This window comes from Shinella sp. (assembly GCF_049651085.1).
GTDB lineage: Bacteria > Pseudomonadota > Alphaproteobacteria > Rhizobiales > Rhizobiaceae > Shinella.
Genome location: NZ_JBASBL010000008.1, coordinates 40,843 through 67,170, shown reverse-complemented (window position 1 = coordinate 67,170; position 26,328 = coordinate 40,843). Strand labels below are relative to the sequence as shown.

26 protein-coding genes are annotated in these 26,328 nt (G+C 62.2%); 10 read left to right on the top strand and 16 right to left on the bottom strand.

The window, feature by feature from the left end:
* Positions 1-44: 44 nt before the first annotated feature.
* On the bottom strand, positions 45-755 hold the full coding sequence (locus WA950_RS05080) for a FadR/GntR family transcriptional regulator (protein ID WP_424550602.1): 711 nt from the start codon (positions 753-755) through the stop codon (positions 45-47).
* Positions 756-910: 155 nt separating this feature from the next.
* Between WA950_RS05080 and WA950_RS05075 the strand changes: the two genes are divergently transcribed.
* A complete protein-coding gene (locus WA950_RS05075; RefSeq protein WP_424550601.1) occupies positions 911-1,825 on the top strand; it encodes a dihydrodipicolinate synthase family protein in 915 nt (304 codons plus the stop codon).
* 80 nt (positions 1,826-1,905) lie between these two features.
* Here WA950_RS05075 and WA950_RS05070 read toward each other — a convergent pair whose 3' ends face one another.
* The 8 genes from WA950_RS05070 to WA950_RS05035 all read right to left on the bottom strand — a co-directional run bounded on the left by WA950_RS05070 (position 1,906) and on the right by WA950_RS05035 (position 10,248).
* Positions 1,906-2,658 carry a ribonuclease activity regulator RraA gene (locus tag WA950_RS05070; RefSeq protein WP_424550600.1) on the bottom strand — a complete coding sequence of 251 codons (753 nt, stop codon included), beginning with the start codon at positions 2,656-2,658 and terminating at the stop codon, positions 1,906-1,908.
* 86 nt (positions 2,659-2,744) lie between these two features.
* Complete coding sequence (locus WA950_RS05065) at positions 2,745-4,241, bottom strand: tripartite tricarboxylate transporter permease (protein WP_424550599.1); 1,497 nt, start codon at positions 4,239-4,241, stop codon at positions 2,745-2,747.
* The gene (locus WA950_RS05060; protein WP_424550598.1) at positions 4,238-4,705 is read right to left on the bottom strand and encodes a tripartite tricarboxylate transporter TctB family protein; all 468 of its coding nucleotides are present in this window, start codon (positions 4,703-4,705) and stop codon (positions 4,238-4,240) included. Before WA950_RS05060 ends, WA950_RS05065 begins: the two co-directional genes overlap by 4 nt.
* Before the next feature lie 15 nt (positions 4,706-4,720).
* On the bottom strand, positions 4,721-5,686 hold the full coding sequence (locus tag WA950_RS05055; protein ID WP_424550597.1) for a tripartite tricarboxylate transporter substrate binding protein: 966 nt from the start codon (positions 5,684-5,686) through the stop codon (positions 4,721-4,723).
* A 31-nt stretch (positions 5,687-5,717) separates the two neighbouring features.
* A complete protein-coding gene (locus tag WA950_RS05050) occupies positions 5,718-6,542 on the bottom strand; it encodes a FadR/GntR family transcriptional regulator (protein WP_424550596.1) in 825 nt (274 codons plus the stop codon).
* Positions 6,543-6,936: 394 nt separating this feature from the next.
* The gene (locus WA950_RS05045) at positions 6,937-7,395 is read right to left on the bottom strand and encodes a CoxG family protein (protein WP_424550595.1); all 459 of its coding nucleotides are present in this window, start codon (positions 7,393-7,395) and stop codon (positions 6,937-6,939) included.
* 22 nt (positions 7,396-7,417) lie between these two features.
* Positions 7,418-9,769 (bottom strand): xanthine dehydrogenase family protein molybdopterin-binding subunit, encoded by a 2,352-nt coding sequence (locus tag WA950_RS05040; protein ID WP_424550594.1) that lies wholly within the window; start codon positions 9,767-9,769, stop codon positions 7,418-7,420.
* On the bottom strand, positions 9,766-10,248 hold the full coding sequence (locus WA950_RS05035) for a (2Fe-2S)-binding protein (protein WP_424550593.1): 483 nt from the start codon (positions 10,246-10,248) through the stop codon (positions 9,766-9,768). Before WA950_RS05035 ends, WA950_RS05040 begins: the two co-directional genes overlap by 4 nt.
* Before the next feature lie 140 nt (positions 10,249-10,388).
* On the opposite strand from WA950_RS05035, the gene WA950_RS05030 reads away from it, so the two are divergent.
* A complete protein-coding gene (locus WA950_RS05030) occupies positions 10,389-11,033 on the top strand; it encodes a TetR/AcrR family transcriptional regulator (RefSeq protein WP_424550592.1) in 645 nt (214 codons plus the stop codon).
* Between the two features lie 69 nt (positions 11,034-11,102).
* On the opposite strand, the gene WA950_RS05025 is transcribed toward WA950_RS05030, so the two are convergent.
* The 3 genes from WA950_RS05025 to WA950_RS05015 all read right to left on the bottom strand — a co-directional run bounded on the left by WA950_RS05025 (position 11,103) and on the right by WA950_RS05015 (position 14,753).
* On the bottom strand, positions 11,103-12,275 hold the full coding sequence (locus tag WA950_RS05025) for an MFS transporter (RefSeq protein WP_424550591.1): 1,173 nt from the start codon (positions 12,273-12,275) through the stop codon (positions 11,103-11,105).
* 146 nt (positions 12,276-12,421) lie between these two features.
* Complete coding sequence (locus tag WA950_RS05020; RefSeq protein WP_424550590.1) at positions 12,422-13,285, bottom strand: FAD binding domain-containing protein; 864 nt, start codon at positions 13,283-13,285, stop codon at positions 12,422-12,424.
* A 289-nt stretch (positions 13,286-13,574) separates the two neighbouring features.
* Positions 13,575-14,753, bottom strand: a complete 1,179-nt coding sequence (locus tag WA950_RS05015) for a hydantoinase/carbamoylase family amidase (protein ID WP_424550589.1) — start codon at positions 14,751-14,753, stop codon at positions 13,575-13,577.
* 176 nt (positions 14,754-14,929) lie between these two features.
* On the opposite strand from WA950_RS05015, the gene WA950_RS05010 reads away from it, so the two are divergent.
* The 7 genes from WA950_RS05010 (at position 14,930) to WA950_RS04980 (ending at position 21,318) form a co-directional block, all read left to right on the top strand.
* Positions 14,930-15,838 carry a LysR family transcriptional regulator gene (locus tag WA950_RS05010; protein ID WP_424550588.1) on the top strand — a complete coding sequence of 303 codons (909 nt, stop codon included), beginning with the start codon at positions 14,930-14,932 and terminating at the stop codon, positions 15,836-15,838.
* 128 nt (positions 15,839-15,966) lie between these two features.
* A complete protein-coding gene (locus WA950_RS05005; protein ID WP_424550587.1) occupies positions 15,967-16,977 on the top strand; it encodes a hypothetical protein in 1,011 nt (336 codons plus the stop codon).
* A gap of 107 nt (positions 16,978-17,084) precedes the next feature.
* Positions 17,085-17,942: an ABC transporter substrate-binding protein gene (locus tag WA950_RS05000; protein ID WP_424550586.1), complete on the top strand. Its 858-nt coding sequence runs from the start codon at positions 17,085-17,087 to the stop codon at positions 17,940-17,942.
* Positions 17,942-18,826, top strand: a complete 885-nt coding sequence (locus tag WA950_RS04995) for an amino acid ABC transporter permease (protein ID WP_424550585.1) — start codon at positions 17,942-17,944, stop codon at positions 18,824-18,826. Before WA950_RS05000 ends, WA950_RS04995 begins: the two co-directional genes overlap by 1 nt.
* The gene (locus WA950_RS04990; protein ID WP_424550584.1) at positions 18,823-19,602 is read left to right on the top strand and encodes an amino acid ABC transporter ATP-binding protein; all 780 of its coding nucleotides are present in this window, start codon (positions 18,823-18,825) and stop codon (positions 19,600-19,602) included. The genes WA950_RS04995 and WA950_RS04990 overlap by 4 nt, the downstream gene beginning before the upstream one ends.
* A 17-nt stretch (positions 19,603-19,619) precedes the next feature.
* Entirely contained in the window at positions 19,620-20,561 is a 942-nt protein-coding gene (locus WA950_RS04985) for an arginase family protein (RefSeq protein ID WP_424550583.1), read from the top strand.
* Positions 20,562-20,787: 226 nt separating this feature from the next.
* Entirely contained in the window at positions 20,788-21,318 is a 531-nt protein-coding gene (locus WA950_RS04980; RefSeq protein ID WP_424550582.1) for a hypothetical protein, read from the top strand.
* Between the two features lie 22 nt (positions 21,319-21,340).
* Here WA950_RS04980 and WA950_RS04975 read toward each other — a convergent pair whose 3' ends face one another.
* The 4 genes from WA950_RS04975 to WA950_RS04960 form a co-directional block, all read right to left on the bottom strand.
* Positions 21,341-21,937 (bottom strand): hypothetical protein, encoded by a 597-nt coding sequence (locus WA950_RS04975; protein WP_424550581.1) that lies wholly within the window; start codon positions 21,935-21,937, stop codon positions 21,341-21,343.
* Positions 21,938-22,071: 134 nt separating this feature from the next.
* Positions 22,072-22,476 (bottom strand): SyrB-like regulator, encoded by a 405-nt coding sequence (locus WA950_RS04970; protein WP_424550580.1) that lies wholly within the window; start codon positions 22,474-22,476, stop codon positions 22,072-22,074.
* Positions 22,477-22,649: 173 nt separating this feature from the next.
* Positions 22,650-23,183 carry a hypothetical protein gene (locus tag WA950_RS04965; protein ID WP_424550579.1) on the bottom strand — a complete coding sequence of 178 codons (534 nt, stop codon included), beginning with the start codon at positions 23,181-23,183 and terminating at the stop codon, positions 22,650-22,652.
* Positions 23,128-23,952: a response regulator transcription factor gene (locus WA950_RS04960; protein WP_424550578.1), complete on the bottom strand. Its 825-nt coding sequence runs from the start codon at positions 23,950-23,952 to the stop codon at positions 23,128-23,130. Before WA950_RS04960 ends, WA950_RS04965 begins: the two co-directional genes overlap by 56 nt.
* Positions 23,953-24,593: 641 nt before the next feature.
* Between WA950_RS04960 and WA950_RS04955 the strand changes: the two genes are divergently transcribed.
* On the top strand, positions 24,594-26,303 hold the full coding sequence (locus WA950_RS04955; RefSeq protein WP_424550577.1) for a hypothetical protein: 1,710 nt from the start codon (positions 24,594-24,596) through the stop codon (positions 26,301-26,303).
* Positions 26,304-26,328: the final 25 nt, after the last annotated feature.

Here is a 26,328-nt window from a genome sequence, read left to right as displayed (position 1 = left end):
TGCGAGCTGGCCGGACAATGCCCCCGGCAGCCCCGTGGTGGGCCTCAGTGCGCAGGGCTCACCGGATCAAGCGCCATGGCCTGAAGGAAATCCTCCGTCTCGCCCAGCACGGCGCGCATATACCGACGAGCAGCTTCCGGATCCTTATCTTGGATCGACTGGGCAAGCAGGCGATGGTTGTCGATGTTGGCTGCATAGCGGTCGATCGTATAGGGAAAAAGCGCGTCCAAGACCGCTTCGATGGCGCGACGCAGCGAACGCAGGACGGGATTGCCCGTCGCCTCCAGGATGGCGAGATGGAAAGCCTTGTCGGCCGCAATCGCCTCCTCGCTACTATTCTGGCTGGCCGACATGGCGGCGAAACTAAGCAGAATGGCGCGGCGTTGCGTATCCGTGGCACGGACAGCAGCGAGCGCGGCAGCCTCGGGCTCGAAGATCCGGCGCACTTCCGAAAAGGCAAGCAGCTCCTGCGGATCGATACGGTCTGCCGCCAGCCAGCGGATAACGTCGCCATCCAGCCACATCCATTGATCGCGGTTGTTGACGTGGGTGCCGTGTCGTTGACGCACTGTCACGAGGCCTTTTGCCGAGAGTACCTTGATCGCCTCGCGCACGACGGTGCGGCTCGAATTGTATTCGCGCTCCAGTTCCGGCTCGGCGGGCAGCAGGGAGCCGATGGGGAAGGCACCGCTGAGGATGCGTTGCGCCAGGTCATCCGCCAGCTTCTCGGTGCGGTTGGGTTTTCTGTGTCTCATGCGACGAACGGTTCTCTACTGTTTGTAGCCCTTCATCTCCCGTGCGCCAAGAAAACTCAAGCTTGATTACCAAACATCATATGTTTAACGGATACTGGTGTCTGAGGGACCGGGAGGCACTGCCGCCGGGCCCGCGAAAGCCATCGAGGATCACCATGAATTCATTCCGCATCGAAGACCTGCACGGCATCCACGCCATTCTCTACGCCCTGTTCGATAGAGAGGAGAAGCTCGACCGGGCCGCCATGCGCAAACAAACACAGCTTTGCCTTGCGGCAGGCGTGCATGGCATGGCCGCGCTTGGCCTTGCCACCGAAGCGTCCAAACTCAGCGAGGACGAGCGTGTACAGGTCATGGAATGGCTGGCCGAAGACAATGCCGGGCGAGTTCCGCTGGGCATAACCATCTACGGCTCATCGGTTGCCGAGCAGATCCGCCAGGTCAAGCACGCTGCCCGTGCCGGGGCTGACTGGCTGATCGTGCAGCCGCCGATGATCGGCGCCTATTCCGCAAGGGAGTATATGAATTTCTTCGGGCGCGTCGCCGATGCCGCCACGCTCCCCGTGGCCATCCAGAATGCGCCAGCACTGATGGGGCGTGGTCTCAATGCCGATGATATCCGGGAACTGGCCAGATGCCATCCGAATATCCGCCTCATCAAGGGTGAAGGCCCGGTGGTCGATATCGCCCATCTCATCGAGGTGACCGGCGGGCAACTGCCGGTGTTCAACGGACGCGGCGGGCTGGAACTGCCCGACAACCTGCGCATCGGCTGCAAGGGCATGATACTGGCGCCGGACTGCATCGACCATGCTGTGAAAGTCTACCAGTTCTTCCGGGATGGACGTGAGCAGGAGTGCGAGGCGGCCTATCAGCTGATGCTGCCCGCCGTGGTCAGCACCATGCAAGGCATCGAGCATTTGATGTGTTATGGCAAGCGCCTATTCGGCGCACGCGCCGGCATTACGGTTCATGACCGCGCGCCCGCTGCCCGGCCCAGCGTTGCGGGCGAGGCGATGATCGCCCGTTTCGCAGCCGCACTTGGCCCCCTCCCCCAACCGGAATCCTGATTTCGCTCGGCGGCCGGGATGTGAAACGCCCGCGGATCAATGATCCGCGGGCGTTTCTTCAGACGTTTTACAAGGCCGGATCAGGCTTTTGTCTTTGCCGCATCCTGCTCTGCGCGCCAGGCCCGGTATTCGTCTTCGACCTCCGGGGTGATCGGATAGTATTTGCGCAGGTCCCCGCCCTGGGAAAGGCGCAGCTTGGAAAAGCCTTCCCACTCCGCATGGTTGCTCGCACGCCGCAGCAATTCGTCCGCGAGGGCGATCGGAACCACCACGGCTCCATCGTCATCGGCGATGATGATGTCGCCGGGGCAGACAAAGGCGTCGCCGCAGGCGATCGGCACATTGACTGCATAGGGCATCAGGTTGGTCTGGGTGTGATAGTTCGGCGTGACGCCCCGTATCCAGAAGCCAATGTCGAGCTTCCACGCTTCCGTCGCATCGCGGATGCACCCGTCGATGACCATGCCGGCTCCACCGCGCCCGGCGAAATAGGTCAGCATCATCTCGCCGAAAATACCGCTGGCCATGTCGCCGCGCGCATCGACGACGACGATGTCGCCTTCCTGCACATGGTAGAGCACATGGCGATGAAGCTGTTTTTCCGGCTCGTCATATTCCTTGCCGCCGTACAGGTCTTCGCGCTTGGGCATGAATTGCAGCGTCAGGGCCGGCCCCGCGATGGCGCGACCACGGGTGAACGGCACGGGGCCGCGGATATGGGTATCGCGCACGCCCATGTTGCACAGTTCCGCCGAAGCGGTGGCGCTGCCGACCATGGCCAGCCCGTCCAAAAGCGCCTTGTCGGGACGCACGATGTCCGGTGTGTGTGTCATGAAAAACCTCTGTTTCTGGAGTTCAGGATGCGTATCCCGGGGGGTGTCCCCCCGGGTGAAAAATTCATGCCGTTGAGTAATCAGGTTCAGGCGCGCGCGGTGCGAAGGCGCCGATAGGCCATGGCCACTAGCGGATAGCTCCACACCAGAAGCGTGATGACACCGAGTGTGCCGGCAACCGGTCGACTGAAGAAGGCCGCGATATCGCCCTGGGACTTCAGAACGCTGTTCATGAAGTTCTCTTCCACAATTCGCCCAAGAACCAGCCCCAGCACCAGCGGGCCGGCGGGATAGTCGTTGGCGTCGAGGATCCATACCAGTACGCCGACCACCAGCAGGAACCACAGATCGAACAGCGAGTTCGACGTGGCGAACGCCCCGACCATGCACAGGAGCAGGATGATGGAATAGAGGATGCCGGGCGGCACCATGAGAATTCTGCGCCCCATGATGATCGCCATGATCCCGAGCGGCACCATGAGGATATTGGACAGGAAAAAGACGACGTAGAGCGCATTCAGCAGTTCCGGCGACGACGTGAACACCATCGGGCCCGGCTGGATACCCTTGATGATAAGCACGCCGACGACAATGGCGGTAATGGAATCACCGGGAATGCCGAATACCAGCGTTGGCACATAGGAACCGCTCAGCGCCGCATTGTTGGAGGCGCCCGCTTCCGCGACCCCTTCCAGATGGCCGGTGCCGAACTTTTCGGGCGTCTTGGAAAACCGCTTCGAGATGGCATAGGAAATCCAGGCGGCGATGTCCGAACCTGCCCCCGGCAGCGCGCCGACCAGTGTACCGGTCAGGGATCCGCGGGTGATGCCGGCCTTGTAGCGCCACAACACCTCGCCCTGTCCGCGCATGAAGCCTGCGGCCGAAAGGGGCGGCGGGATCGGGAGCGGCGCATCCGAGCTGGTGGCCTTGCGGTAGAGTTCGGCGATGGCAAAGGCGGCGATCAGCACCGCGATCAGCGGGACCCCCGCCTGCAGATCGATGACGCCGAAGGTGAAGCGTTGCTGGCCGGTGACCACATCGAGGCCGACCGTCGACAGGAGGACGCCCAGCATCAGCGACATCATCGCCTTCACCGGTTCCCCGGGCGCGACGACGGTGGCGCAGGACAGGCCGAGCATAGCCAGCCAGAAATACTCATAGCTGGAGAAATTGAGGGCAAAGTTGGCCAGTTGTGGCGCGGCCATCACCAGAATGATGGTGCCGATGACGCCGCCGATGGCCGACGTCGTCAGCGTGGTGCCGAGGCCGAGCGCCAGCTTGCCCTGCTTGTTCAGCGCAAACGTATCGTCGACATAGGCGGCGGACGCCGGCGTGCCGGGAATACGCAGCAGAGCACCGGGAATGTCGCCGGCGAAGATCGCCATTGCCGAGCAGGTGATGATGGCGCCGATCGCGGCCACCGGCGAGAGGAAGAAGGTGACCGGCACAAGAAGGGCCACGGCCATGGTGGCGCTGAGACCTGGCGTTGCGCCCACGAACAGGCCGAAAGCGGCGGAGATGAAGATGATGAGCATCACATCCAGCGACAGCACCATCGGCAGGGCTTCGAGAAAGGCCGTCATGGCAGCATCCTTTCAATTACGCCAGTCGGCATCGGTACGCCCATCCCCAGGGAAAACAGCAGGTAGACTGCCAGCGAGACGACAACGGCTATGGTGGCGCTCTGCGCCGGCTTCTGTCCCTGCGCCAGCATCATCACGGTCAGGATGATGAACGAGGTAGCGATGGTGCCGATCGCCGGCGCGGCGAAGGCAAAGAAGGGAATCGACAGTGAGATCAGCGCAACGATCGCAAGCTTGCGCCTATCGCGCATCCACGGCTCGGTCTGGATCAGGGGCAGCGTGGCGCCACGCAAAAGTGCCTTGCCCGCGACGATTGCTCCCCCCAAGGCCAATCCGGCTCCCAGCAGGCCGGGGAAAAATCCGGCGGACAACACGCCTCCCCCGATCGAGGGGAGGCTGTTGGCCTGAACCAGCACTGTGATACCGAAGGCGATGAAAATCGCCCCGGACAGCAGATCAGACATTCGCATGGTTGGATCCTAGTCGCGTACGCGCAGCTTCAGCAGTCCGAGAACCTCGCCCACCGATGCCTGCTTTTCCTTGAGGAAGGCCGTGAATTCCTCGGCGTTCTTGTAGGAGATGCCGTAGCCCTGCTTCTCCATGAACGCCTTGAACTCCTCGCTTTCGGCCACTTTCTGAGAGGCCTGCGAAAGGCGCGCCTGGATGTCGGCAGGCAGGCCCGCCGGGGCGACGATGCCGCGCCACGTGCCGTTCACGTAGTCGAGATCGATGGCTTCCTTCAGCGTCGGTACGTCGGGGAAAGCGGACGAGCGCTCGGCATCGAAAGTCGCCAGCACACGCGTCTTGCCGGCCTCGAGCATGGTGCGGCCTTCCGGCAGGGAGAATGGCAGGATTTCAACGCCGCCCGAAACCAGTTCCTGGAAGCCGGGGGCGGCCCCTTGCGTCGGGATCACGGTGATGTTGACCGGATCAATGCCTTCCTTCTGCAGCAGCTCGGAGAGCGCGATGTGGTACGCTGCGCCCGGAGCCATGCCCGCGATCTTGTAGGTTCCGGCGGGCGCCGCCTTGATGGCATCGAGCGCCTGGCGCAGATCCTTCCACTCACTGTCCGCAGCCACATGGAAAGCCGCCGGATCGAGGTTGATCAGCGAAATCGGCGTATAGGCTTCGTAGGTGAAATCGGCCTGGCCGTTCCAGTAGAAGGACACCAGTTCAGCCGTGCCGAGACCAATCGTGTAACCGTCAGGCTCGGCCGTCACCATGGCCTGATGGCCGACAACGCCGGCGCCGCCCGTGCGGTTGATGACGGTAATCTTGGCTCCGAGTTCCTTTTCCAGGCCGGCAGCAAAGGTGCGGGCGATGGCATCCGTGCCGCCGCCGGCATTCCACGGAACGAGGAACGAGATCGGCCGCTCGGGATACTCGGCCATTGCCGCCGCCCCGCTCATCAGCACCGCCACGGCGCTCAACAGGATTCTATTCATATGTCTACTCCTCACTGATTTTGGTTGAAGGTTATTGTTTGCCCATCAGCTCGCTGGTGAAGCCGATGACGCGGGTCATTGCCTGCCCGGCCTCAACGGGTCGCCGGTTCACGATGGCGTCGAGAACGACCCCGTGACGTGGCAGATTGGCTTTGAAGTGGTCCATGTGCGTGGTTTCGAACAGGACGCCGAGAATGGCCCCGACCACGTGGTCGAGGGCCTGCAGGATCGGATTCTGCGTTGCCTTCAGGATCGCGATGTGAAAGTCCCGGTCAGATTGCACGGCCTCCACGACATCCCCTTCGCGCGCAGCCTTCCGCATTCGCTCATAGGCGGCGGCGATGCTGTTCAGTTGGCTCGCGGTGGCGCGTTCGGCCGCCAGCATGGCCGAGGTCGGCTCGATCATGTGGCGCACTTCGTCGATGGCGCTGTGATATTTCTGGTCGGCGTCGGGTGCAGCCAGTACCCACTCCAGCACGTCGCGATCGAGCAGGCTCCACTGCGACAGGGGCGCCACACGCGCGCCAATGCGCGGGCCGACCACCACCATGCCCTTTGCGGCCAGGCTCTTGGTCGCTTCCCGAATGACGGAACGGCTGACGTCCAGGATCTGTTCAAGCTCAGGCTCGGGCGGAAGGCGGTCGCCCGGCTGGAAAACACCGGCGGCAATGTCGCGGCCGAGCCGTTCCAGCACAAGCCCGCCCTTGCTTGAACGTGTAGTAGCTGCCTCCATGATTGCGCTCTCCCAGGCTGCATTCATAAGATTATTAATCACGCCTATCGCGCGGTTGGCGCCTATGTCGCCAATCTTGAACGCAAATAAACACCAAACATCATATGATGCAACATCAAACATGTGATGTATGATCGTTGTGCCTGCTTTATGGCGCCACGGCATTGCGGTTGGCAATTGCGCAGTCGGGTTGGATCACCGGCTCGCGGTGATCTGACGGGCCTATGGGGTTCTGAACCGAGAAGGGGCGCGCATCGTCAGCGCTTGCTGAAAAGCATGGCTTGGCCAAATGGCAGGGCGGCCCTGACGGCGGCTATAGGCTGTCGATCGCCGTCGCTTGCCGTGACACGGCAAGCGACATGCGCGATGCCGTCTCTACCAATGCTCCATGTGCCGAGGCGGCAAGGGGCAGGTCTTATCGATTGGAGCCGGCAGCTTGCCGACCGGTATTTTCATGGAATCGGCTGCCGCGGGTCCCGGCTGATCGCTGGCAGCCGGGCCGCGCTGCCTTTTAACGTCAAGCGTCCTGATCGACCTTGTTGTTCAGGGTCTCGCTGAACCTGGTGAAAAACTCGTTCGCCAGCTTGTTGGTGGTCGACTGGATCAGGCGGCTGCCCAAAGCGGCGAGCTTGCCGCCGAGCGCGGCGTCGGCCGTATAGGTCAACACGGTTCCTCCATCCCGCGGAGCGAGATTGAGCCGGGCCGATCCCTTGGCAAAGCCCGCGATCCCGCCCGAGCCCTTGCCCGACAATGTGCAGGAATGCGGGGCGATCATCTCTGACAGCTCTACCTCGCCATTGAATTTTGCCGAAACGGGGCCGATCTTCAGCCTTACCGTGGCGGAAAACGTGTTTTCGCCGGTCTGGTCCAGACGTTCGCAGCCGGGGATGGCGCTGGCCAGCGTTTCGGCATCGAAAAGAGCCGACCAGACCACTTCCGGGGGCAGGTTCAATTCGTATGTTCCGTTGAGTTCCATGCTGTTCTTCCTGTGTGTCCGTTCAGATGCCGAGCGCCGCAAGGATGCGGGCCGGTGTCATCGGGGTTTGCATCAACCGCGCACCGAATGGTGAAAGTGCATCGTTTACGGCATTCATCACGGCGGCCCCTGCGGCTGCCGTGCCGGCCTCGCCGACACCCTTGGCGCCGAGGATCGTGTCCTCAGTCGGTGTCTCGATATGGCCGATGACGATGTCCGGCATCTCGCAGGCCATGGGCACGAGGTAGTCAGCGAGCGAGCCGTTCAGCAGCTGTCCGTTTTCGTCGTAGAGACATTCCTCGAAGAGCGCCGAGCCGAGGCCCTGCACGACGCCGCCCCTGATCTGCTCATCGACGAGAAGAGGATTGATGACTGTGCCGCAGTCCTCGACCACCCAATGTTTCAGCAGTTTCAGGAGGCCGGTTTCCGGATCGACCTCGACCCATGCGGCCTGCACGCCGTTGGTGAAGCCGAAGGGGTAGCCCGACGGGGCGAAGTGCTGGGCGACCGTCAGCGAGTTGTCGATGCCCTTCGGCAAGGTATCGGGGCGGTACGTGGCGATACGGCCGACCTCGTCCAGCGGGATGCGGACGGTGCCCGTCCCGGCATCGACCACCGCGCCGTCGCGTAGCGCAAGGCTCGCCCGGTCGGCCTGCAGGATCGCTGCGGCAATATCGATGATGCGTTCGGCCAGCTTGCGCCCCGCTCGCAGGGCCGTCTCGCCGCCGATGCCCGCGCCGCGGCAGGCCCATGTCGCGCCGCCGGCCGGCGTCGTGTCGGTGTCCCCGGTAGTGACCTTGACCTGATCGGGACGGACACCAAGCTGATCGGCGACAATCTGGGCGATGATCGTCTCGGTTCCCTGGCCCTGCTCGGTGACCGAGATGGCGCAATGGACCTCGCCGCCCGGCGTGAGGCGCAGCACTGCGCCGTCCTGGGCGGAGATGCGTGCGCCTCCGACCCCGTAGAAGGCGACGCCCGGATTGGTGATCTCCACGAAGGTCGCAAGACCGATGCCGCGATGAATGCCCTTTTCGCGAAGCGCCGCCTGCTCGCGGCGCAGCCCCTCGTAGTCCATCATTTCGCGGATCTTGCGAAGGCTTGCCTCATGCGAGAGCTTTTCGAACTGGTAGCCGGTTGCCGACTTGCAGGGATAGGCGTCGTCCGGCACAACGTTACGGACGCGGATCTCCCAGGGGTCCATGCCCAGCCTGACTGCCGCCTGGTCCAGCAGCTCTTCCGTCACCTGGCAGGCGATCGGATGCCCCACGGCGCGATACTGGCTGGTCTGCACCTTGTTCTGGAACAGGACCGTCAGCTTTCCGTGATAGTCCTTCATGCGGTAGGGCGCGCCCATCAGGCGGTAAGCCTGGTTGCCCTCGACCACCGATGTGCGGGGATAGGCGGAAAAGGCGCCGATCGGTGCGAAATCCTCGACATCCATGGCGAGGATTGTTCCATCCTTGTCCAGCGCCATGCGGGCGCGGACATGATGATCGCGAGAATGGATGTCGGTCACGAAGCTTTCCAGCCGGTCCGCCAGGAAGCGCACGGGGCGATGCAGGATCAGCGAGGCCGCGACGGCGGCCATTTCCTCGTTGTATAGGTGCAGCTTCATTCCGAAGCTGCCGCCCACATCCGGTGCGATCACGCGCACCTTGTTGTCGGCAAGACCGAACTGGCGTGCATAGATATCCTGGAACTGGTATGGGGTCTGGGTTCCATGGTGGACGGTCAACTGGCCCGTGGCTGGGTTGTAGTCGGCCACGACCGCCCGGGGCTCAAGGGTTACGGCCGTATGGCGACCGAACGTGTACTCGCCTTCGACGATCACGGCTGCGCCAGCGAACGCGTCCTCGACGTCATCGGTCTTCAGCTCATTCTGGAAGCACAGATTGCTCGAAAGGCTCGAAACGGCCGCTGGCGTGTCCGGGTCCAATGCCGCCTCCACCCCGCATACCGGAGGGAGGTCGTCCAGCTCGAGCATTATGAGTTCGCAGGCATCCTCTGCCTCGGCGCGGGTGCGGGCCACCACCATTGCCACGGGATGCCCGACCCAGAGAACTTCTTCCTCGGCGAGGATGTTTTGCGGTGCGCTGACCATGCCCGCGAAGTGGCCGAGATGGCTGGTCCAGCTTTCGCAACGGGTGTTCAGGTCGGCGGCGGTAAAGACCGCGATGACGCCGGGGGCTGTGCGGGCAGCCTCGACGTCGAGTTCGGTGATGCGGCCGTGAGCCATGGGGCTGCGCAGAAAAGCGGAGTGGACCATGCGGGGCAGTTGCAGGTCGCTGACGTAATTCCCCCGCCCGGCCAGATGGCGCAGGGCATTCTCGCGGCGATGTGGGTGGCCGATATGCGTCGGGCGTTCCCTCATGTCGCGACCTCGCCCGCGCGCCGTGCGGCAGTAGTGGCGATGGCGTCGACGATCGCCTCGTAGCCGGTGCAGCGACAATAGTTGCCCGAAAGCGCAACGCGAATGGCCTCGCGGTCCGGTTGAGGTGTCTCCGACAGCAGCGTATGTGCCGTCATCAGCATGCCGGACGTGCAATAGCCGCACTGCAGGGCATTGCGTTCATGGAAGGCCGCCTGAAGATCGGCGATCGCGCCACTTTCGGACAGGGATTCGATGGTTTCGACTTCGCTTCCAGCGGCTTGCATCGCCAGGACAAGGCAGCCGTGAACCGGCTTTCCGTCAAGCAGCACCAGACAGGCGCCACACACGCCCATTTCACATCCGAGATGCGTGCCGGTGAGCCGCAACCTGTCACGCAGAAAGTCTGCCAGGCTCGTGCGAGGTTCGATAAAATCCGTTACCTCCTCGCCGTTTACCCGAAGCTCCAGGGGCATTTTCATCGCTTCTCCCGATCGAAATTCAACTTGTGACCATTTGGTTACAAATTACAGGAGATGCCGCTTCATGCAAGAGAAAAAGACGGGTTGGTCATTTCCTGCACAAAGGCTATAGCTCGCGGCAACTTCCGGAGTTCAATTCGATGGAACAGCCGCCTGCAAAAACGCGTCGTCGCAAGAACATGCGCTCGGAGGATCGCGAGAAGCAGATTCTCGAAGGGGCCGTGCGCTTCTTTGCCGAGTGCGGCTTCGAAGGGCAAACCCGTGAGCTGGCAACGCGACTGGGGGTTTCCCATGCCGTGATCTACCGGCACTTCGCCAGCAAGGAAGACCTGATCGAGCGCGTCTATGCACAGGTCTATACCAGCCGTTGGCGCGAGAGCTGGAACGGGCTTATCGTGGATCGCAGCCTGTCGCTCGAAGAGCGGATGGTGCGCTTCTATCGGGAATATGCTGACCGCGTTTTCGAATATGACTGGGTGCGGATCTTCATCTCGTCCGGCCTGAAGTCCTACGGACTTCCGCAACGCTATCTGGGCATCATCCGGGACCGCGTGATCGTGCCCGCCGTTGCCGAGATGCGGCACGATCTCGGCCTGCCGGAGCGGCCTCCGTCGGAAGCAGAGCAGGAGCTTTTCTGGGCGCTCCATGGCGGCGTGTTCTACGTCGCCATCCGCAAATACATATACGAGGTGGGAGTGCCGGAGGATATCGAGGGCACTGTTACCCGGACGACCCGCGCGTTCCTTGCCGGAATAAGGGCGCAGATGCAGGCCGAAGGCGCCTGAACTACACACCTGCCAGAAAATGAGATTGCCCGGGCTCCGGCCATGCCGGTGCCCGGGCAATCATTGATATCAGGCGCTTTTCGGAACCCCTGCTTCCGCTTCGCGCTTCAGCGTTTCAGGCATCATCCAGACCGTGATCGCGCCGATGAAAAAGACGATCGAGCAGGCGCCGATGCCGAAGGCGAGACCTTGCGTCTTGGCCATTGCCCCCACCGTGACCGGGGTGACGACGGCGCCGATGCCACGGCCGATGTTGAAGGCGAAGCCGGAGCCCATGGCCCGGATTTCCTGCGGGAAGAGTTCGGCGAAGTAGGCGCCGAAGAGCCCGAACACGCCGCCGAACGACAGGCCCATGAGCGGCCCCAGCCAGAACAGCAGCTCTGCGTCAGGGACAATCACATAGAGGGGCACAATGATCGTGTCCGCCAGGAATGCCAGCATGAGTGCGTTCCGCCGGCCGATATGGTCGGCGATCCAGGCGAAGACGAAGTAACCGACGAAGGCGCCCGAGAAGATCACCACCGAGAACAGGCTCATATATGCCACGTCGAGCCCCCGGACCTGCACGAGATAGGTCGGGATCCACGACGAAACGCCCCAGAAGCCGCCCATCTGGCAGGCCGCCGCGATCGTCGCGCCGATCGTGAGCATGCGGATGTCGGGCGTAAAGAGGCCGCCGAAACCGATGCGCTTTTGCTTGGTCTTTGCAGGACGTGGCGGATCTGCCGGAACGATGAGCCAGAAGAGAATGCCGACGATCGCCGCGGTTCCGGTGATCACAAACAGCATCCGCCAACCCAGGTCGGCGAGAAGATAGCGTCCCATCAGTGAAGCCAGGATACCACCGAGCGCGAAGGTGGAGAGCATGAAGCCGGCCGCTCTGGCGCGGTAGCGTGGCGCCCAGTGGTCGGCGATGAGCGCCACGATGGGCCCCCAGAGGCCGCCCATGCCGATGCCCTGCAGGAAGCGCAGCACCATGAGCTGCTCCCAGGACGTGACCCAGTAGACGGCGGCGGTGAAGATGCCGAACTCGATCAGGCAGATGACGGCGGCGTTCTTGCGGCCCCAGTTTTCCGCGACCCATCCGAAGATCACCCCGCCGAGCGCGGTGCCGATCATCGTTGCGGATGCGAGCAGGCCCGCATCGGTCAGCGAAAGACCGAGCGCGGCGATGATGACCGGCATGCAGATGGCCAGAATCTGAAGATCCAGACTATCGTAGAGATAGGCCAGAAACGTCATATGGAGCACCTTCCATCGATGTGGGGTGCCGCTTTGCGTGTTGTCCATGTTTGTCCTCCCTTGATGGCGCGATTGTCTCGCGCTTACCGTCCTTGCGAATATTCCCGATCAAGTTGCCCGCCCGCTGGCTCCTTCCAGCGGCCTGCCTAGTCCATTTGCTCCGCCAGTCGTGCCAGGATGCGCCCCAGGAGCACGCGGGCCAGATGCAGCCGCGTCGCGCCCGACAAGGTGGGGTCGTCCATGGGGTCGAGATCCAGCGAGAGCGCCTCCTGCGCCGACCGTATCGCCGCACGATCCAGTGGGCGGCCCCGCAGGAGCTCCTCGGCGGCTCTGGCGCGCATGGGTGTCGCCCCCACGGAGTGGAAACAGATTCCCACATCCTCGATTGCGCCGGCTCGCGGCACGATCCGCACAGCGGTTCCCACCATCGCGAAATCCCCGTGACGGCGAGCAAGCTCATCGAATGCCGTCAGGGTTCCGAGCGGCGCGGAAGGAATCAGGATCGAGCGCAGGATCTCGCCGGGCTCGATCGCGGTCGTGTAGAGGTCGAGGAAGAAATCCTCGGCGGACACTTCGCGCTCGCCCTCAGGACCGACAATATCGAAAACGGCACCCAGGCATCGCACGACCGCGGGAAATTCCGAGGCCGGATCGGCAAGCGCCAGATTGCCGCCGAAGGTCGCGCGGTTCCGGATCGCAGGATGCGCCACGAAACGGGCCGCCTCGACCAGCATCGGGGCATGGGATGCGACAAGCGGGTGAGAGAGTATCTCTGCGTGCCGCGTAAGCGCGCCTATGCGTAGACCGCAATCGTCGTAGGTGATGCCCGAGAGTTCGGGCAGGCGGGAAATGTCGACCAGGACGGCGGGCGCCTGCAGGCGAAGGGCCAGCGAGGGTACGACGCTATGGCCGCCAGCGAGCCAGATCGCGTCGCCGGCAGATTCCGAATGGAGCTCCAGCGCGTGTTCAAGACTTTCCGCAAGCCGGTATCCGAAAGGTGATGGTTTCATGCTTGTCCCATTTCGGCCTGAGCGGCCCTCGGCGCAATTCGTGACCAATTGGTTATAAATGCCGGGAATGGGTGTGTTTGACAAGAGAAAAGTGACCATCTGGTCACTTTTCTCTTGTCAAACACATGCGATTAAACTTGCACCGATCAGCATCCGCCGGAAAAGCACGGAACGAGGCGCTACAGCGTGCGCCGGCAACCTGTATGCGGGTGATCCGCAGCACTACGCGAAGCGGCCCGGCAATGATCGCATCACCGGGCTGCTGCTGAACGCTGGCCGTTCGCCAATTCTATTTCAATCTGGCGACGGCTTCGGCCAACACTTCAGCACCCAGAGCCAGATCCGCCCTGTCGGTGTCCTCCGCAAAATTATGGCTGATACCACCCTTGGATGGCACGAACAGCATGGCCATGGGCAGCACGCTCGATACATTGGCGGCATCGTGAAGAGCGCCCGAAGGCATTCGGCGCCAGAGACCGGGAGCCAGATGCTCGGCAGCCTCCGCCAGGGCTTCCACCACTGCCGCATTCGACTGTGTCGGCGCGATCAGGTCGCAGCCGAAATGCTGCCATTCGAGACCAAGGCCGCCAGCCGTCTCGCGCGCGGTGGCGTAGATGATCTCTCCCATCCGGTCGAGCCGCGCATCATCCGCGTCGCGCCACTGGATCGTGAAATCCGCGCGGCCCGGAACGATCGAATTGGCGTTGGGATGAAGATCGACATGCCCGATCGTCCATACGGTGGCCGGCGTCGCCACTTCGGCCAGCCGCTCGTTCACCAGGGTAACGAAACGGCTCAAGCCCTGGAAAGCGTCACGGCGCAGATGCATCGGCGTCGTGCCGGCATGGTTCTGCTCGCCAAGGAAACTCATCTTCTCGGTTCGGATGCCGACGATATTTTCCACAACGCCAATACGCTCGCCGGTCGTATCAAGCACCGGCCCCTGTTCGATGTGGATTTCCAGGAATGCCGAGAACCGCTCCGTGGAGACGTCCCGTGGAGCCGGCAGGCCCGCACGCTCCAGCCGTGCCTGCCCGAGGCGCAGTCCGGTGCTGTCGCAGCACTCATCGGCTTCTTCCAGCGACATCAGGCCCGCCCAGACCCGGCTTCCCGGAAGGGTCGAAAAGCGCCCCTCCTCGTCCTGGAAGGATACGCAGGCAACCGGAGGGCCGCCCTGCTCCAGACTTGCGCGGGCGATCTCAAGCCCAACGATGACCCCATAGGCCCCGTCCAGCCAGCCGCCCTCGGGTTGGGTATCGGAGTGCGAGCCGACCAGAATGCATTTTCCGTCTCCTGGCGGCAGGCCGAAGACGTTTCCGATGGCGTCGACCGTAACCTTGAGCCCCGCATCTTCCATGCGTTCGGCCAGCCATATCCGCGCCAGTCGGTCTGCTTCGGAATAGGCCGGGCGGACGACGCCGGTTTTCACCGCTCCGATGCTGCGCAGCATGTCCAGATCCGCGAGCATGCGCTGAGTGTTTATCCTGAAGCTGGCCATGGTCGATCTCATCCTCCTTAGGGAAGCCGCAGCCCCTCTCCTCGAAACGCCGCATGCCCGCAGCATCGAGCCTAAGCGGTTCGATGTTGCGGAGAAAGGTTCAAGATGATTAGTTCACTTGCTGTTTTGCGCAAGTGAGAGTTTGAATGGCCCGCTTTTTGACCTCCAGCTACGACGTACGCCACCTGCGTACCTTTCTCGCCGTCGTCGAGCATGGCGGCCTGTCTTCCGCCGCCTATCGCCTTGGCGTCAGTCTTTCCAGCGTGAGCCGCGACCTGACCGCGTTCGAGACGAGGCTTGGCCTTGAACTGTGCCGGCGCGGCCGCTCCGGCTTTTCGCTTACGCCACAAGGCGAGGACGTCTATCAGGCGGCAGTCGGCCTGCGCTCAGCCCTGCAGTCGTTCGAGGAGACGGTGGAGAACACGCGCCAGTCCCTCGGCGGCACCTTGATGCTGGGCACGATAGACAGCGTGATCACCAATCCGAATGCGGGAATAGTGGCGGCGCTGGCGAGGATGCATCGTATGTTCCCCGACATGCAGGTCAATGTCAGCATGCACACGGTTTCGATCATCGACATATATGTGCGGGACAGCAAGTTGGATGTGGGGATTACGGGTCAGCCCGAGGAGCTGGAACAGCTGGTCTACGAACCCGCATTCGTGGAAAGCCACCAACTCTACATAGCCCGTCATTCTCCCTATTTCGACCTCACCCTCAAGATGGACGAGAGGCCGCAGGGCCACACGCAACCGCGCGTCCCCTATATCGCGCGGGAGTATCGCACGGATATTTTCAAGCCGTTCGAGCGCGAATATCCGTTCCAGGTCGTGGCGCGCGGCAGCACACTGGAAGCCATTCTGGCCTCCGTGCTTGCGGGCGTTGGATGCGCGCTGCTGCCCTCGCATCTGGTGCAGAGTGCGGGTGACATCCAGCTCGTTGAAGTAAAGACACGGCATACACCCATCGATGTCCAGTTCCATTTCGCCTATCGGCGTGATGCTGCCAAGCGCCGTGCGATCCGGGCCATGCTCGATTGCTTCCGCAAACGGTAGCCACCCTCCGGAAATCTTCATGACTGTTCGTAACTTGCGTTTTCTGCAAGTTCGATTGCGCCCTTTGCGCTTTTGCAAGCGTCAATTTCAGTGAACCTTCACGAACCTTGCAATGTATGGAGGAATGCATGGCTGCTTCGACGTCGGCGTCGACGACTTCACCCGTGGATCAGATCTATGTCGAATCCGAATGGGCTCCGCTCAAGGAATGCGTCTATGGATCGCCCGACACATGGGTTCTTCCGGTCTTCCTCAGCGATGTGAAGCTGCGTGCCCAGGGCGAGTTCGGCGAGTTCTGGGCGAAGAACCAGGGCCGCGACGTCAAGGACGCATCGCCCGAGCTGTTCGCCGAATTCAACAGCCAGATCAACGGCGCGATCAGCCTTTTGGAAAAGCATGGCGTCAAGGTCCATGTGGCCGGTGAGATCAGCGCCAACAACCGCAAATATCCGCGCGGACAGGACCATGGTGTTTCGACGCCCTGGATGCGCGACCCCTTCGTGACGATCGGCAACAATGTGATCGAGCTCGCGCCGCGCAGCTTCTTCCACCGCCGCCAGCGCTTTGCCATCCGCGAAATTCTCGCCGGCACCATGGAGCGCGGCGCACGCTACTTCTCCCAGCCCGACAGCGGGGCTGATGACTACAATGAAGGCCCCGGATGGGGATATCTGGAGGGCGGCGACGTCTTCGTGCTCGGCAGGGACATTCTGGTCGGCAATTCGGGCGGTTGCAGCAACCCCGAAGGCGCGCGCTGGCTGCAGCACATGCTTGGGCCGGACTATCGCGTCCAGACGGTCAAGATCGATCCGATGTTCCCGCATCTCGACTGCGTGCTGATGACCCCGCGCGAGGGTGTCGCCGTCGCCTGCATGGAGGCGCTCCCCGAGGGACTGCCGGCCTTCATGAAGGACTGGGACGTTTTTGCCGTTCCAAAGAGCCTCGCCAAGGGCCATATGGGCTGCAACAATCTCGTGCTCGACGACCACACCGTTGTGGTTCCCTCGGAAGACGCGCTGGATCCGGTGGCCGAGGCGCTTGCAGCCCGAAAGTTCGAGGTCATTCGCATTCCCTATCGCGTGCCCTGCATGGCCGGTGGTTCCTTCCGCTGCGCCCATCAGCCACTCATTCGCGTCTGAAGGCGCGAGACAGCCTACAACTGCGCCGGCATAGGGCGGCGCGGCCCAACCAGACTTCAGAAAATCACGGGATTGGGGTCACCCAGTCCACACCGGAGGAGAACATCATGCGGAAACTTATTTCTATCCTGCCCGCCATCGCGGTTCTGTCATGCGTAACATTCGCATCGGGCAGCTTTGCCGCGCCGAACGAAAAGCTTCCCGAAGCGATCAAGGCATCGGGCGTTCTGGTGCTCGGCACGACATCCAGCATCGGCCTGCCCTGGACCGGCATCAAGGAAGGCACCAGCGACGTCTATGTCGGCGTCGAACCCGAGCTTGCCGCCGAGATCGCCAAGCGTCTGGGCCTGAAGCTCGAAGTAAACAACCTCGGCTTCGATTCACTCATCCCCAGCCTTGAAGCAAACCGCATCAACGTCATCATGTCCGACATGCTCGACACGCCGGTCCGCCAGAAGAAGGTTGATTTTGTCGATCACATCATGGGCGGCTCCGCCATGATGCAGAAGGCCGGCTCCGAGCAGAAGATTGCGTCCCTCGACGACGTATGCGGCCTCAAGGCTTCTGCGCTGCGTGGCTCGATGGAATCGCTGTCGATTTCCAAGCAGTCGGAAAAGTGCGTCGCCGACGGCAAGTCTGCCATCGAAGTACAGCTTTTCCCGGACACCGGCGCCCAGATCACGGCCCTTACGAGCAATCGCACCGATGTCGCGATGAGCGACCTCATCTATGTCGGCATGCTTGCTAGGAAGCAGCCGGAACAGTTCACGATGGTTGGCGAGCCCTTCAACTTCGGCCCGTGCGGCATTGCCGTGCCGAAGGACTCTCCGCTCGGTCCGCTGATCGCTGAAACCCTCGATTCGATGATCGCCGATGGAACCTATGCCGAGATCATGGAGCGCAACGGCTTCGTCCCACAGTCCTACGTCACCAAGGCTGTCATCAACGGCGGTGTGGACAGATAATGGCCGGTACCGCCAACCAGGCTGGGCTGCCGTCCGTTCTCACGGACGAGCAGCTCGCATCGGCGCAGTTGATGCCACGCCGGCAGCCGTGGACATGGGTCGCGGCCGTGGCCGTCGCGCTGGTGCTTGCGAATGCGCTCTATTCGATCCTCACCAATCGGGGCTTCGGCTGGCCCGTCGTCGGCGAGTATTTCTTCGCTCCCCAGGTGATGGCGGGCCTTTTCACGACGCTGATGCTGACAGCAATCTCCATGACGCTGGCGCTGTTGCTCGGCATCGTCGTCGCTGTTGCCGCCGCCAGCCGCAATCCGGTGCTGTCATCTGTCGCTAGGGGATACATCTGGATCTTCCGCGCCATCCCGCTGCTGGTCCAGATCATCTTCTGGTACAATCTGGCGGCGCTTTACCCGAAACTGGGCTTTGGCATCCCCTTCCTCCCGCCGATCGTCGAATTCGACACCAACAGCGTGATAACCGCCGTCAGCGCGGCAATCATCGCAATGTCGCTGAACGAAGGCGCCTATATGGCCGAAATAGTCCGCTCGGGCCTCAACTCGGTGGATTCCGGGCAACGTGAGGCTGCCCGCGCGCTCGGCATGTCGTCCTGGGACTCCTTCCGGCGCATCGTGATGCCGCAGGCCATGCGCGTCATCATCCCGCCAACCGGCAACGAGACGCTGTCCATGTTGAAATATACCTCGCTGGTGAGCGTCATCGCCCTGCCCGATCTGCTCTATTCGACGCAGCTCATCTCCTCGCGCAACTTCGAAGTCATTCCGATGCTTCTCGTCGCCAGCCTGTGGTATCTGATCGTCAGCACGATCCTGATGATCATTCAGTCCGGCATCGAACGGCATTTCGCCAAGTCGGTGGTGCGCCCATGAGCGGCTCTGTGGTGAATCCCATCCGCGCACGCGGCATTCGCAAATCGTTCGGCGCACTGGAAGTCCTGAAAGGCGTTGACCTCGACCTCGCCAAGGGTGAAGTGCTGTGCATCCTGGGACCTTCAGGCTCTGGAAAGAGCACCCTGCTGCGCTGCATCAACCATCTGGAACAACCGGATCGCGGCATGATCGAGCTGAACGGCGTGCCGGTAGGCTACCGCCTGTCGGGTACGACTTTCCGCGAATTGCCCGAGCGTGAGATACAAAAGCAGCGTGCCGCCATGGGCATGGTGTTCCAGCGCTTCAACCTGTTCCCGCACCTCACGGCGCGCCAGAACATCATGGAAGCGCCGCGCCGGGTGCTTGGCCTGTCGGCGACCGAAGCATCGCAGCGCGCGGAGCGCCTGATGAAGCAGGTTGGCCTTGCCGAGAAGATCGACACCTATCCCGGTGCCCTTTCCGGTGGCCAGCAGCAGCGTGTTGCGATTGCCCGTGCGCTCGCGATGGAGCCCTCGGTCATGCTGTTCGACGAGCCCACATCGGCGCTCGACCCCGAACTGGTCGGCGAGGTTCTCGATGTGATGCGCTCTCTCGCGGATTCGCACGCGATGTCGATGATCGTCGTGACCCACGAGATCGGTTTCGCCCGCAGCGTCGCCGACCGCGTCATGTTCATGGATGGCGGCGTCGTGGTGGAACAGGGCAAGCCGCAGGATGTGCTGGTCAATCCTGAACACGAACGCACCCGCGCTTTCCTGCGCAGAATCCTAGAATAACTTTTCGGAGTACGACAATGCTCTCCCCTTCATTTCCGACCTTCCTCGGCGCTGAAAGCAGCGTCGATCCCGCCAACGTCAAAACGCCCTATGCCTTTCTCGGCATCCCTTACGGTCCCTCGTACGAGGCCTGGGAATTGTCGGCGGCTGCCGGCGGCGCCGACAAGGTGCGCGCTTCGGCCGTTGCGCATGCCTATACCCGTTTCCTGACGCACTGGAATTTCGACATCGGCGAACCGCAGTTCGAGGACGGAAAGCCGAACCTGACCGACCTCGGCAACATTGCCGCGAATGTGCGGGATCCTGAGTGTATCGTTGCGGACGCCGCAGCCGTGCTCGGGCCGCTCGTCAAGGCCGGTATTGTGCCTGTGGTGATCGGCGGCATGGATTCGGTGCCCCCGATGCTCATCGCCCCTTTCGAGGGCCAGGAGGAAATCAACGTTCTCCAGATCGACGCGCATATCGACTTCCGTGACGAGATAAACGGCCGTCGCGACGGTTTTTCCAGTCCGATGCGCCGCACCCGCGACTATTCCTGCGTTCACGATCTCGTTCAGGTCGGAGCACGCGCCATCGGCAGCGCCCGCCGGGAGGAAGTGGAAGCCGCGAAGAAGGCCGGCAACAGGATCGTGACTGTCTGGGACGTCTATGAAAACGGCGCGAAATCCGTCGCGGAATCGCTCGATCTTTCCAGACGATGGGTTGTCTCGCTGGATTGTGACGGCATGGACCCGTCCGTCGCGCCGGGCGTCGGCGCGATAGAGCCGGGCGGACTGACCTTCATCCAGACGGCGATCCTCCTGAACCATCTCGCCCGGAACAACCGGTTGGCCGGCATCGTCTTCACGGAGTACCAGCCCGCCAGGGACATCGGCGACGCAACCGCGCATGTCATCGCCCGCCTGATCCTCAATATCCTCGGATTGCAGCGCCAGCCGGAACGCATCAAGCCGAAATGATAGCGCCAGGAACGGGAGAGCCTGCCACGGCTTTCCCGTTTTCGGGGTAGCTCATGAAGGGATTAACGACGATTTCTCGCGCTGGCCTTCGCGGTCAGCTCGCAGACCGGCGCTCCGCAAAAGGCTCGTGACAGGCTGAGGGTTGTATGACTGCTGCGACGACTGTATGTCACGGCAGGCCTTGCGACCCGTGGGGCACCTGATTTGAGCCAAAGGTCTGTCCGGCATGAAATCGCAGCGCAGTTTTGTTGTCGAGAGAAAATCCAGCCGCCGCCGACAGAAGGCCCAGGCATCCTCCATCTGGGGGGACACGGATTTCAAGGCGCTCGCCCGCGACGCCGAGGTTCACGCGCCACACGTGTTCGAGGAACAGCAGCAATCAGCCGCAGCGTCGGAAACCGCACCGATCATGGACAAACAGGCGGCCGACACCCTGGAGCCCTCCGACCGGGCTCAACCAGTCGAGACAAGCCCGACGGACAAGCCCGTTGGTGCTACCCCACCCGCACTGATGACCCAGAAACGGCGCTCTTCGCGCCAGCGTGCAACGACGGAACAGCCATCGCGGCCGCACCGCAAGGCTGCGCCGCAACTGGTCGAAGTGCCGGTGGCCGCTGTGATGACTTTCGGTGCGCTGATGAAACTTGAGGGCGAAAACCGGACGCTGGCGGCCCGCTGGCGTGAAAAGCTTGAAGCGGAGCGCGCACAGCTCGTCCGGATGCTTGAGCGACTGGAGCGCCGCAACATCACGGGATGATCCGCGGGCCAGGACGAAACGATCACGCCTCGCCAAACCGCTCCAGCAGTTTTCTGAGCTGCGCATTCTGCACGATCAGCGCCTGCGCCAATTGGCGCCTCAGCCTCTGGACCTCGATTTCCATATTCTCCACGTCAGCGTGGAAACCGTCCTGTACCTGTGCAGGTCGTTTTATCTGGGTGTTCCCGGCCTCGCGCTTTTCAACGCCGGCGGTGGCTGGGGGACTCTTTGCCCGGCCGGTTCGTTTCGGCCGGGTTGCGACGACTTTGATCGTCTCGTTCCGCTTCGAAGCCTTGCCCGCGCCGGTGCGAGCCCTGCCCTGCCGCACGGGTGCTGGCTTTTCGGCTGGACCGTCCATGCGCGCCGTATCGGTCAAAGCCAAGCTATCCGGGCTTCTTTCCGCTGGTGCGAGTTCCGACTCACGAACTGGGGGGCTGTCGTTGGCGGGTGGTTTGAGCTCTGCCTCTACCGGTGGTGCCACAAGCTCTGCACTTTGCTGCGGCAGGTTCGGGCGCCCCTCTGCCGCTGCCTCGGGCATGTCCGAAGGTGCGGAATCATCCGGCTCTGCCGGCCGGCCGCGCGAGATCAGGTTCCCGATAAATTTCCATGGTGATTTCATCGTGCTTCAACCTAGCGCATTCCCGCCACGAAAAGCAGAGCCCACTGCCCCGCCCCGCGACGGAACCTGGGGCAATTTCGCTGCCGACGATGTAGACCGGGGCTGAAACGGTTCAGCCCCGATCCGTTCGCCGATCAGGCGAGACCAAGCTTCTTGCGCAGGTCGGCATTTTCCGCGCGAAGCTTGTCAGCCAAGGTCTTGCGAAGCCGCTTGTTTTCTTCCTCGAGCTGGAGAAGCGCTGCCATCTCGTCGCCGGCCGAAGCTGGCGCACGCGCGACGGTGCCGCTTTTCTTTGCCGCAACAGCATTGCCACGACGTTTTGCAACAACCGGCTCGGATGAGGCAGCGGGAGCCGCTTCGGCGCCGCGCTTCTTGCGCCCGTCGACTTTCGCAGTCTTGGAGGGGGGCGATTTTACCTTTGCTTCTGCCGGAGCTTTTTTGGCTCGCGGCGGGCGCTGTTTCTTGACGGCTGGCGCGGTGGCGTCTGCATTTGTCGAAACAACTTCGGTATTGCCGGTTGGTGTCTGCTCGTCAGCCATCATTTATCTCCCTTGATCGCTCGCACTATTCTTCGGGTGCGCGATGAATAGAGTCAATATCCGGGGCGGTCTATGACTGCGAAGGGCAGCAGACAGGCGATTTGTGCAGCGATTTTACTGTCCGGGGCGGGGTGTGAGAGCGCAATGGGCCTGGGTGGCCCTTGACGCCTGTCCTATCTGGGAAACTCATATCGATCGGTGATCGCCCAGAACATCCGGTTTATCTCGCCCAGCGAGCGGATGCTCTCGCTGATACGCCGCATTTCCCGATCGTCGAGTTCCTCGATCTTGCCGTACTTGATTTCCTCCCGGCTGTCGAAAATCCGCATAGATTGGGTGAGGCCGCGCCCGCTGTCGGGGTCGAATGAATAGATGCAATGATTGTATTTGTTCCGAAGTTTAGCCTCTTCGGAAAGGCGGCGCGTCGCTTCGAGTATATCCCGCCGGCAAACGGCCGGCGTCTTCTGCATCTTCGTCAACCGCTCGACGATATCGATGCGCGCGCGTGTCGTGTTGAGGGTAAGGAAAATGACGATCGCCGTCTCCTTGTCGACCTTCGCTAGGCCGGCAATCATGTGTATCAGGAGGCTCTCGGTGTTCGTCCATGTATAGTTCAACTGGCCAAGCAGGAGGAGAACGTCGTGGAACCGGTCAGTCCTCGGCTCTGATTGGGGTGTCGCCGTCGTGGTTGTTCGTGCTGCGTGCATGGCTGGTCGTTTCCCTGCTCTTCTGTTCGAAATAAAGCGCAACGACTTCAGTGCGATTGTGAAGGCCGAGCTTGGTGATGATGTTGTGGATATGGATCTTCACCGTGTGCTCCGAGAGGCCGAGCGCGGCGGCAATGATCTTGTTCTGGTTTCCCATCGCAATCCTGCAGACGATCTCCTTCTCCCGCTTCGTCAGTCTGTCCATTGACGGGCGCATTGGTTTGGCCGGCTCCGGCGCCGCATGGTGGGCCAGATTTTGCCTCTCATGGCGCCCAGGCCCCTCTCCATTCTCCGGCCGCTTGCCCGACGGCGGAAAATAGGTCCCGCCTTTGAGGACAAGACGTAATATACAAAGGAATACATCCAGATGCGTGTTGAGGCCCAATAGACCGCGCACGGTCTGAGGATCGAGCGAGCCCAGATGCTCCGCGCCCGCCGCACCGATATCCTCGTTGCTCAGAAAAGCGAGGCGCGCCGCAGGGTGGATTTTCGCAAAATGCGGCCAATACTCGTCGAGCAGCGGCGCCATGCCGAATTCCAGCAAGACAAGCTGCACGGGATGGTCGAAATCCGTCAAGGCCAGCCTCAGATGCGGGACGGTTTTGACGGAAAGCCAGGGAAAGTCGCTTTCGATCGCGGCCACCATGGCATTCGATACAGTTCCAGGTGCGCATACAAAGAGCAACGTGCGGAAAGAATTCACCTTGATCAGTGACGTGTTCGTTGCGCTGGCAATCGGGCGATCCTGCAAATTGTGCGGCATACGCATGTGTCTACCCCCCTGCCATTCGGCCGGCCTGCCCTTCGACCGGCATGACTCAGTGAAGTTGTTTCGGTCTTTTATTGGATGAACGGTACGCCACGGCCCAACCGCTTGGAATAGCTCAAAAGAGCTATGGGAGGCGTACAATCGGCTGAAAAGCGCTGGAATTGCCGCGGAAATAGAGAACAAAACGCGATCAAAATCGGCGTGCCGAAGGAAAAACGGCAACCGTCGCATACTTAGGCGGTAAGCCGGCCGAGAGGGCTACCTCTTATGTCCCGACCATCTCCACCTCTCGCCTGCGGGTCTACATCGTGGTCATCAGACCGCTCTAGCTCGAACTGTTGTCTTAAAACTTCGGCCCATTGGGAACACAGTGGGCGCGCTCCAAGGCTAGATGACAGGTCAGGGCGGACCGTTGGCGCCAGGTAGCGCGTCGCCGGACGATCACGCTCGACCCTCACGCCTCCGGGAGCTGAGAGGAGGCCCCATCAGAGGATATCGCACAAGGAAGTACAAGCGATCGGCTGCGTAGACGCGCATCCGCGAGCTTCAGCAAGGACATGCGACTTCAACACCGCAGGCGATGACCCCAAGGAGATGAATGGAGGTCGAGCCATAGCGGACAAAGATGTGAGGATGCAGTTATGGCAAAGCCAACCCTTTTTGATCTGTTCGATGACGACAGCCAGGAACAACAGCAGCAGGAAAGGCAGCAGCAGCAACAGCAGGAAGAGCAGGGCCAGGGACAGGGCCAAGGACAAGGTCAGGGCCAAGGACAGGGCCAGCATCAGAGTAGCGAATCCTGGAACGCCAATGGAAATGGCAACGGGAACGGCAACCTGAACGGCAATGGCAATCTGAACGGCAATGGCAATGGCAACCTGAACGCCAATTTCAACGCCAGTGAAAACTACAATGAGAACGTCAGCACGACCACAGTCGACGTGACGGTGGCTGTCGGTCTTGAAGACTACCTGCCCGAAGACAATGACTTCGCCGATGTCGACATGAGGGACAGTTCCATCGACGGAATGTTCAACATCCGTATCGACGACGTCATGAACGATGCGTTGAACGGCCAGGGCAATGACGTTGGCAACGCCATAAGCCAGGTCGCCAATATCCAGGACAATGACCATCTCGAAAGTGCCAATGTCAGCAACAACGGTTCGTTCAACCTGACGCCGACATCCCAGGGTGGCCATGCAAGCGCCGCGGAAGGCATCGAGACCGGCGGCGGCGGCGGCGATGGCGGTAACGACGCCTATGCCAATGGCGGCAATGGCGGCGGCGGCGGCACGGCCTTGGGTGGCTTCGCCCTCGGCGGCATTGGTGCAGGCGGCGCTGCTGCCAGTACCGCAAATGCCGGAGACGGCGCTGGCGGCGACTCGACCGGCGGTGACGGCGACAGCGGCAATGCTGATTCCGGCTCTGCCAGTGGCGGCACCGGCAATGGCGGCGCTGGCGGCCGCGGCGGTGATGGTCTCGGCCTGGGACTCGGCCTGGGTCTTGGCCTTGGCGCCGGCCTTGCTATGGCTGGTGACGGAGCCAATGGCGGCAGCAACACAGCCGGCGATGGTGGTAATGGCGGCGATGCCGGCGATTCCACCGGAGGCGATGCCTCCGATGCTGGCGACAGCGGCGCTTCCACGGGCGGGGCGGCAACCACCCTGGCCGGAAGCCTTGGCCTGATCAACCCGCTCTTCGTTGACAACGATGCCGGTAACGGCGGGACCACCGGCTCCGGTGGCGGCAACGACGGCGGTGACGGTGGCCATCCCGTCGGCGGTGACGGCGGCTCGGGTGGCGCGGCCAGTGGCGCAGGTGCTGGTGGCGGGGGCGGCGATGCTCTCGGCGCAGGCCTTGGCGCCGGCTTCGGCGCAGGCAGTGGCGTAGGTGCCGGTGGCGCGGGTGGCGCTGGCGGTGGCGGCGTTGGCGGCGGTGCTATCAGTGGCGCTGCCGTAAGCGGCGAAGCCAATGGAGGCGACGCCTGGTCGACCGGCGGTGACGGCGGGGCTGCGCTCAGCGGCGCCTGGGCCGACGGGTTCGGCGGCGGCGCGGTCGGTGGCTGGGCTGTCGGTGGAGCTGCAGGGTACGGCGGCGCTGGCGGCAGTGCCCTGACCGGAGACGGCGGCGCTGGCGGTGCCGGCGGGACCTGGGGCTCCAACAACGGCGACGACGGGTTCGTCACCGGGACGAGCTCGGCATCGACGGATGCTTCCATCGATACCAGCGCCTTCAACCAGGAAATCGTCATGGGTGCGAACCTGCAGCAGAACGCGATCGATATGACGATCGTTGGCGGCAGCCTGAGCAGCACCACGGTCGGCGACGATCTGGACGATGGCACGTAAGACATAGCGTCTCTTCGCGCCACAT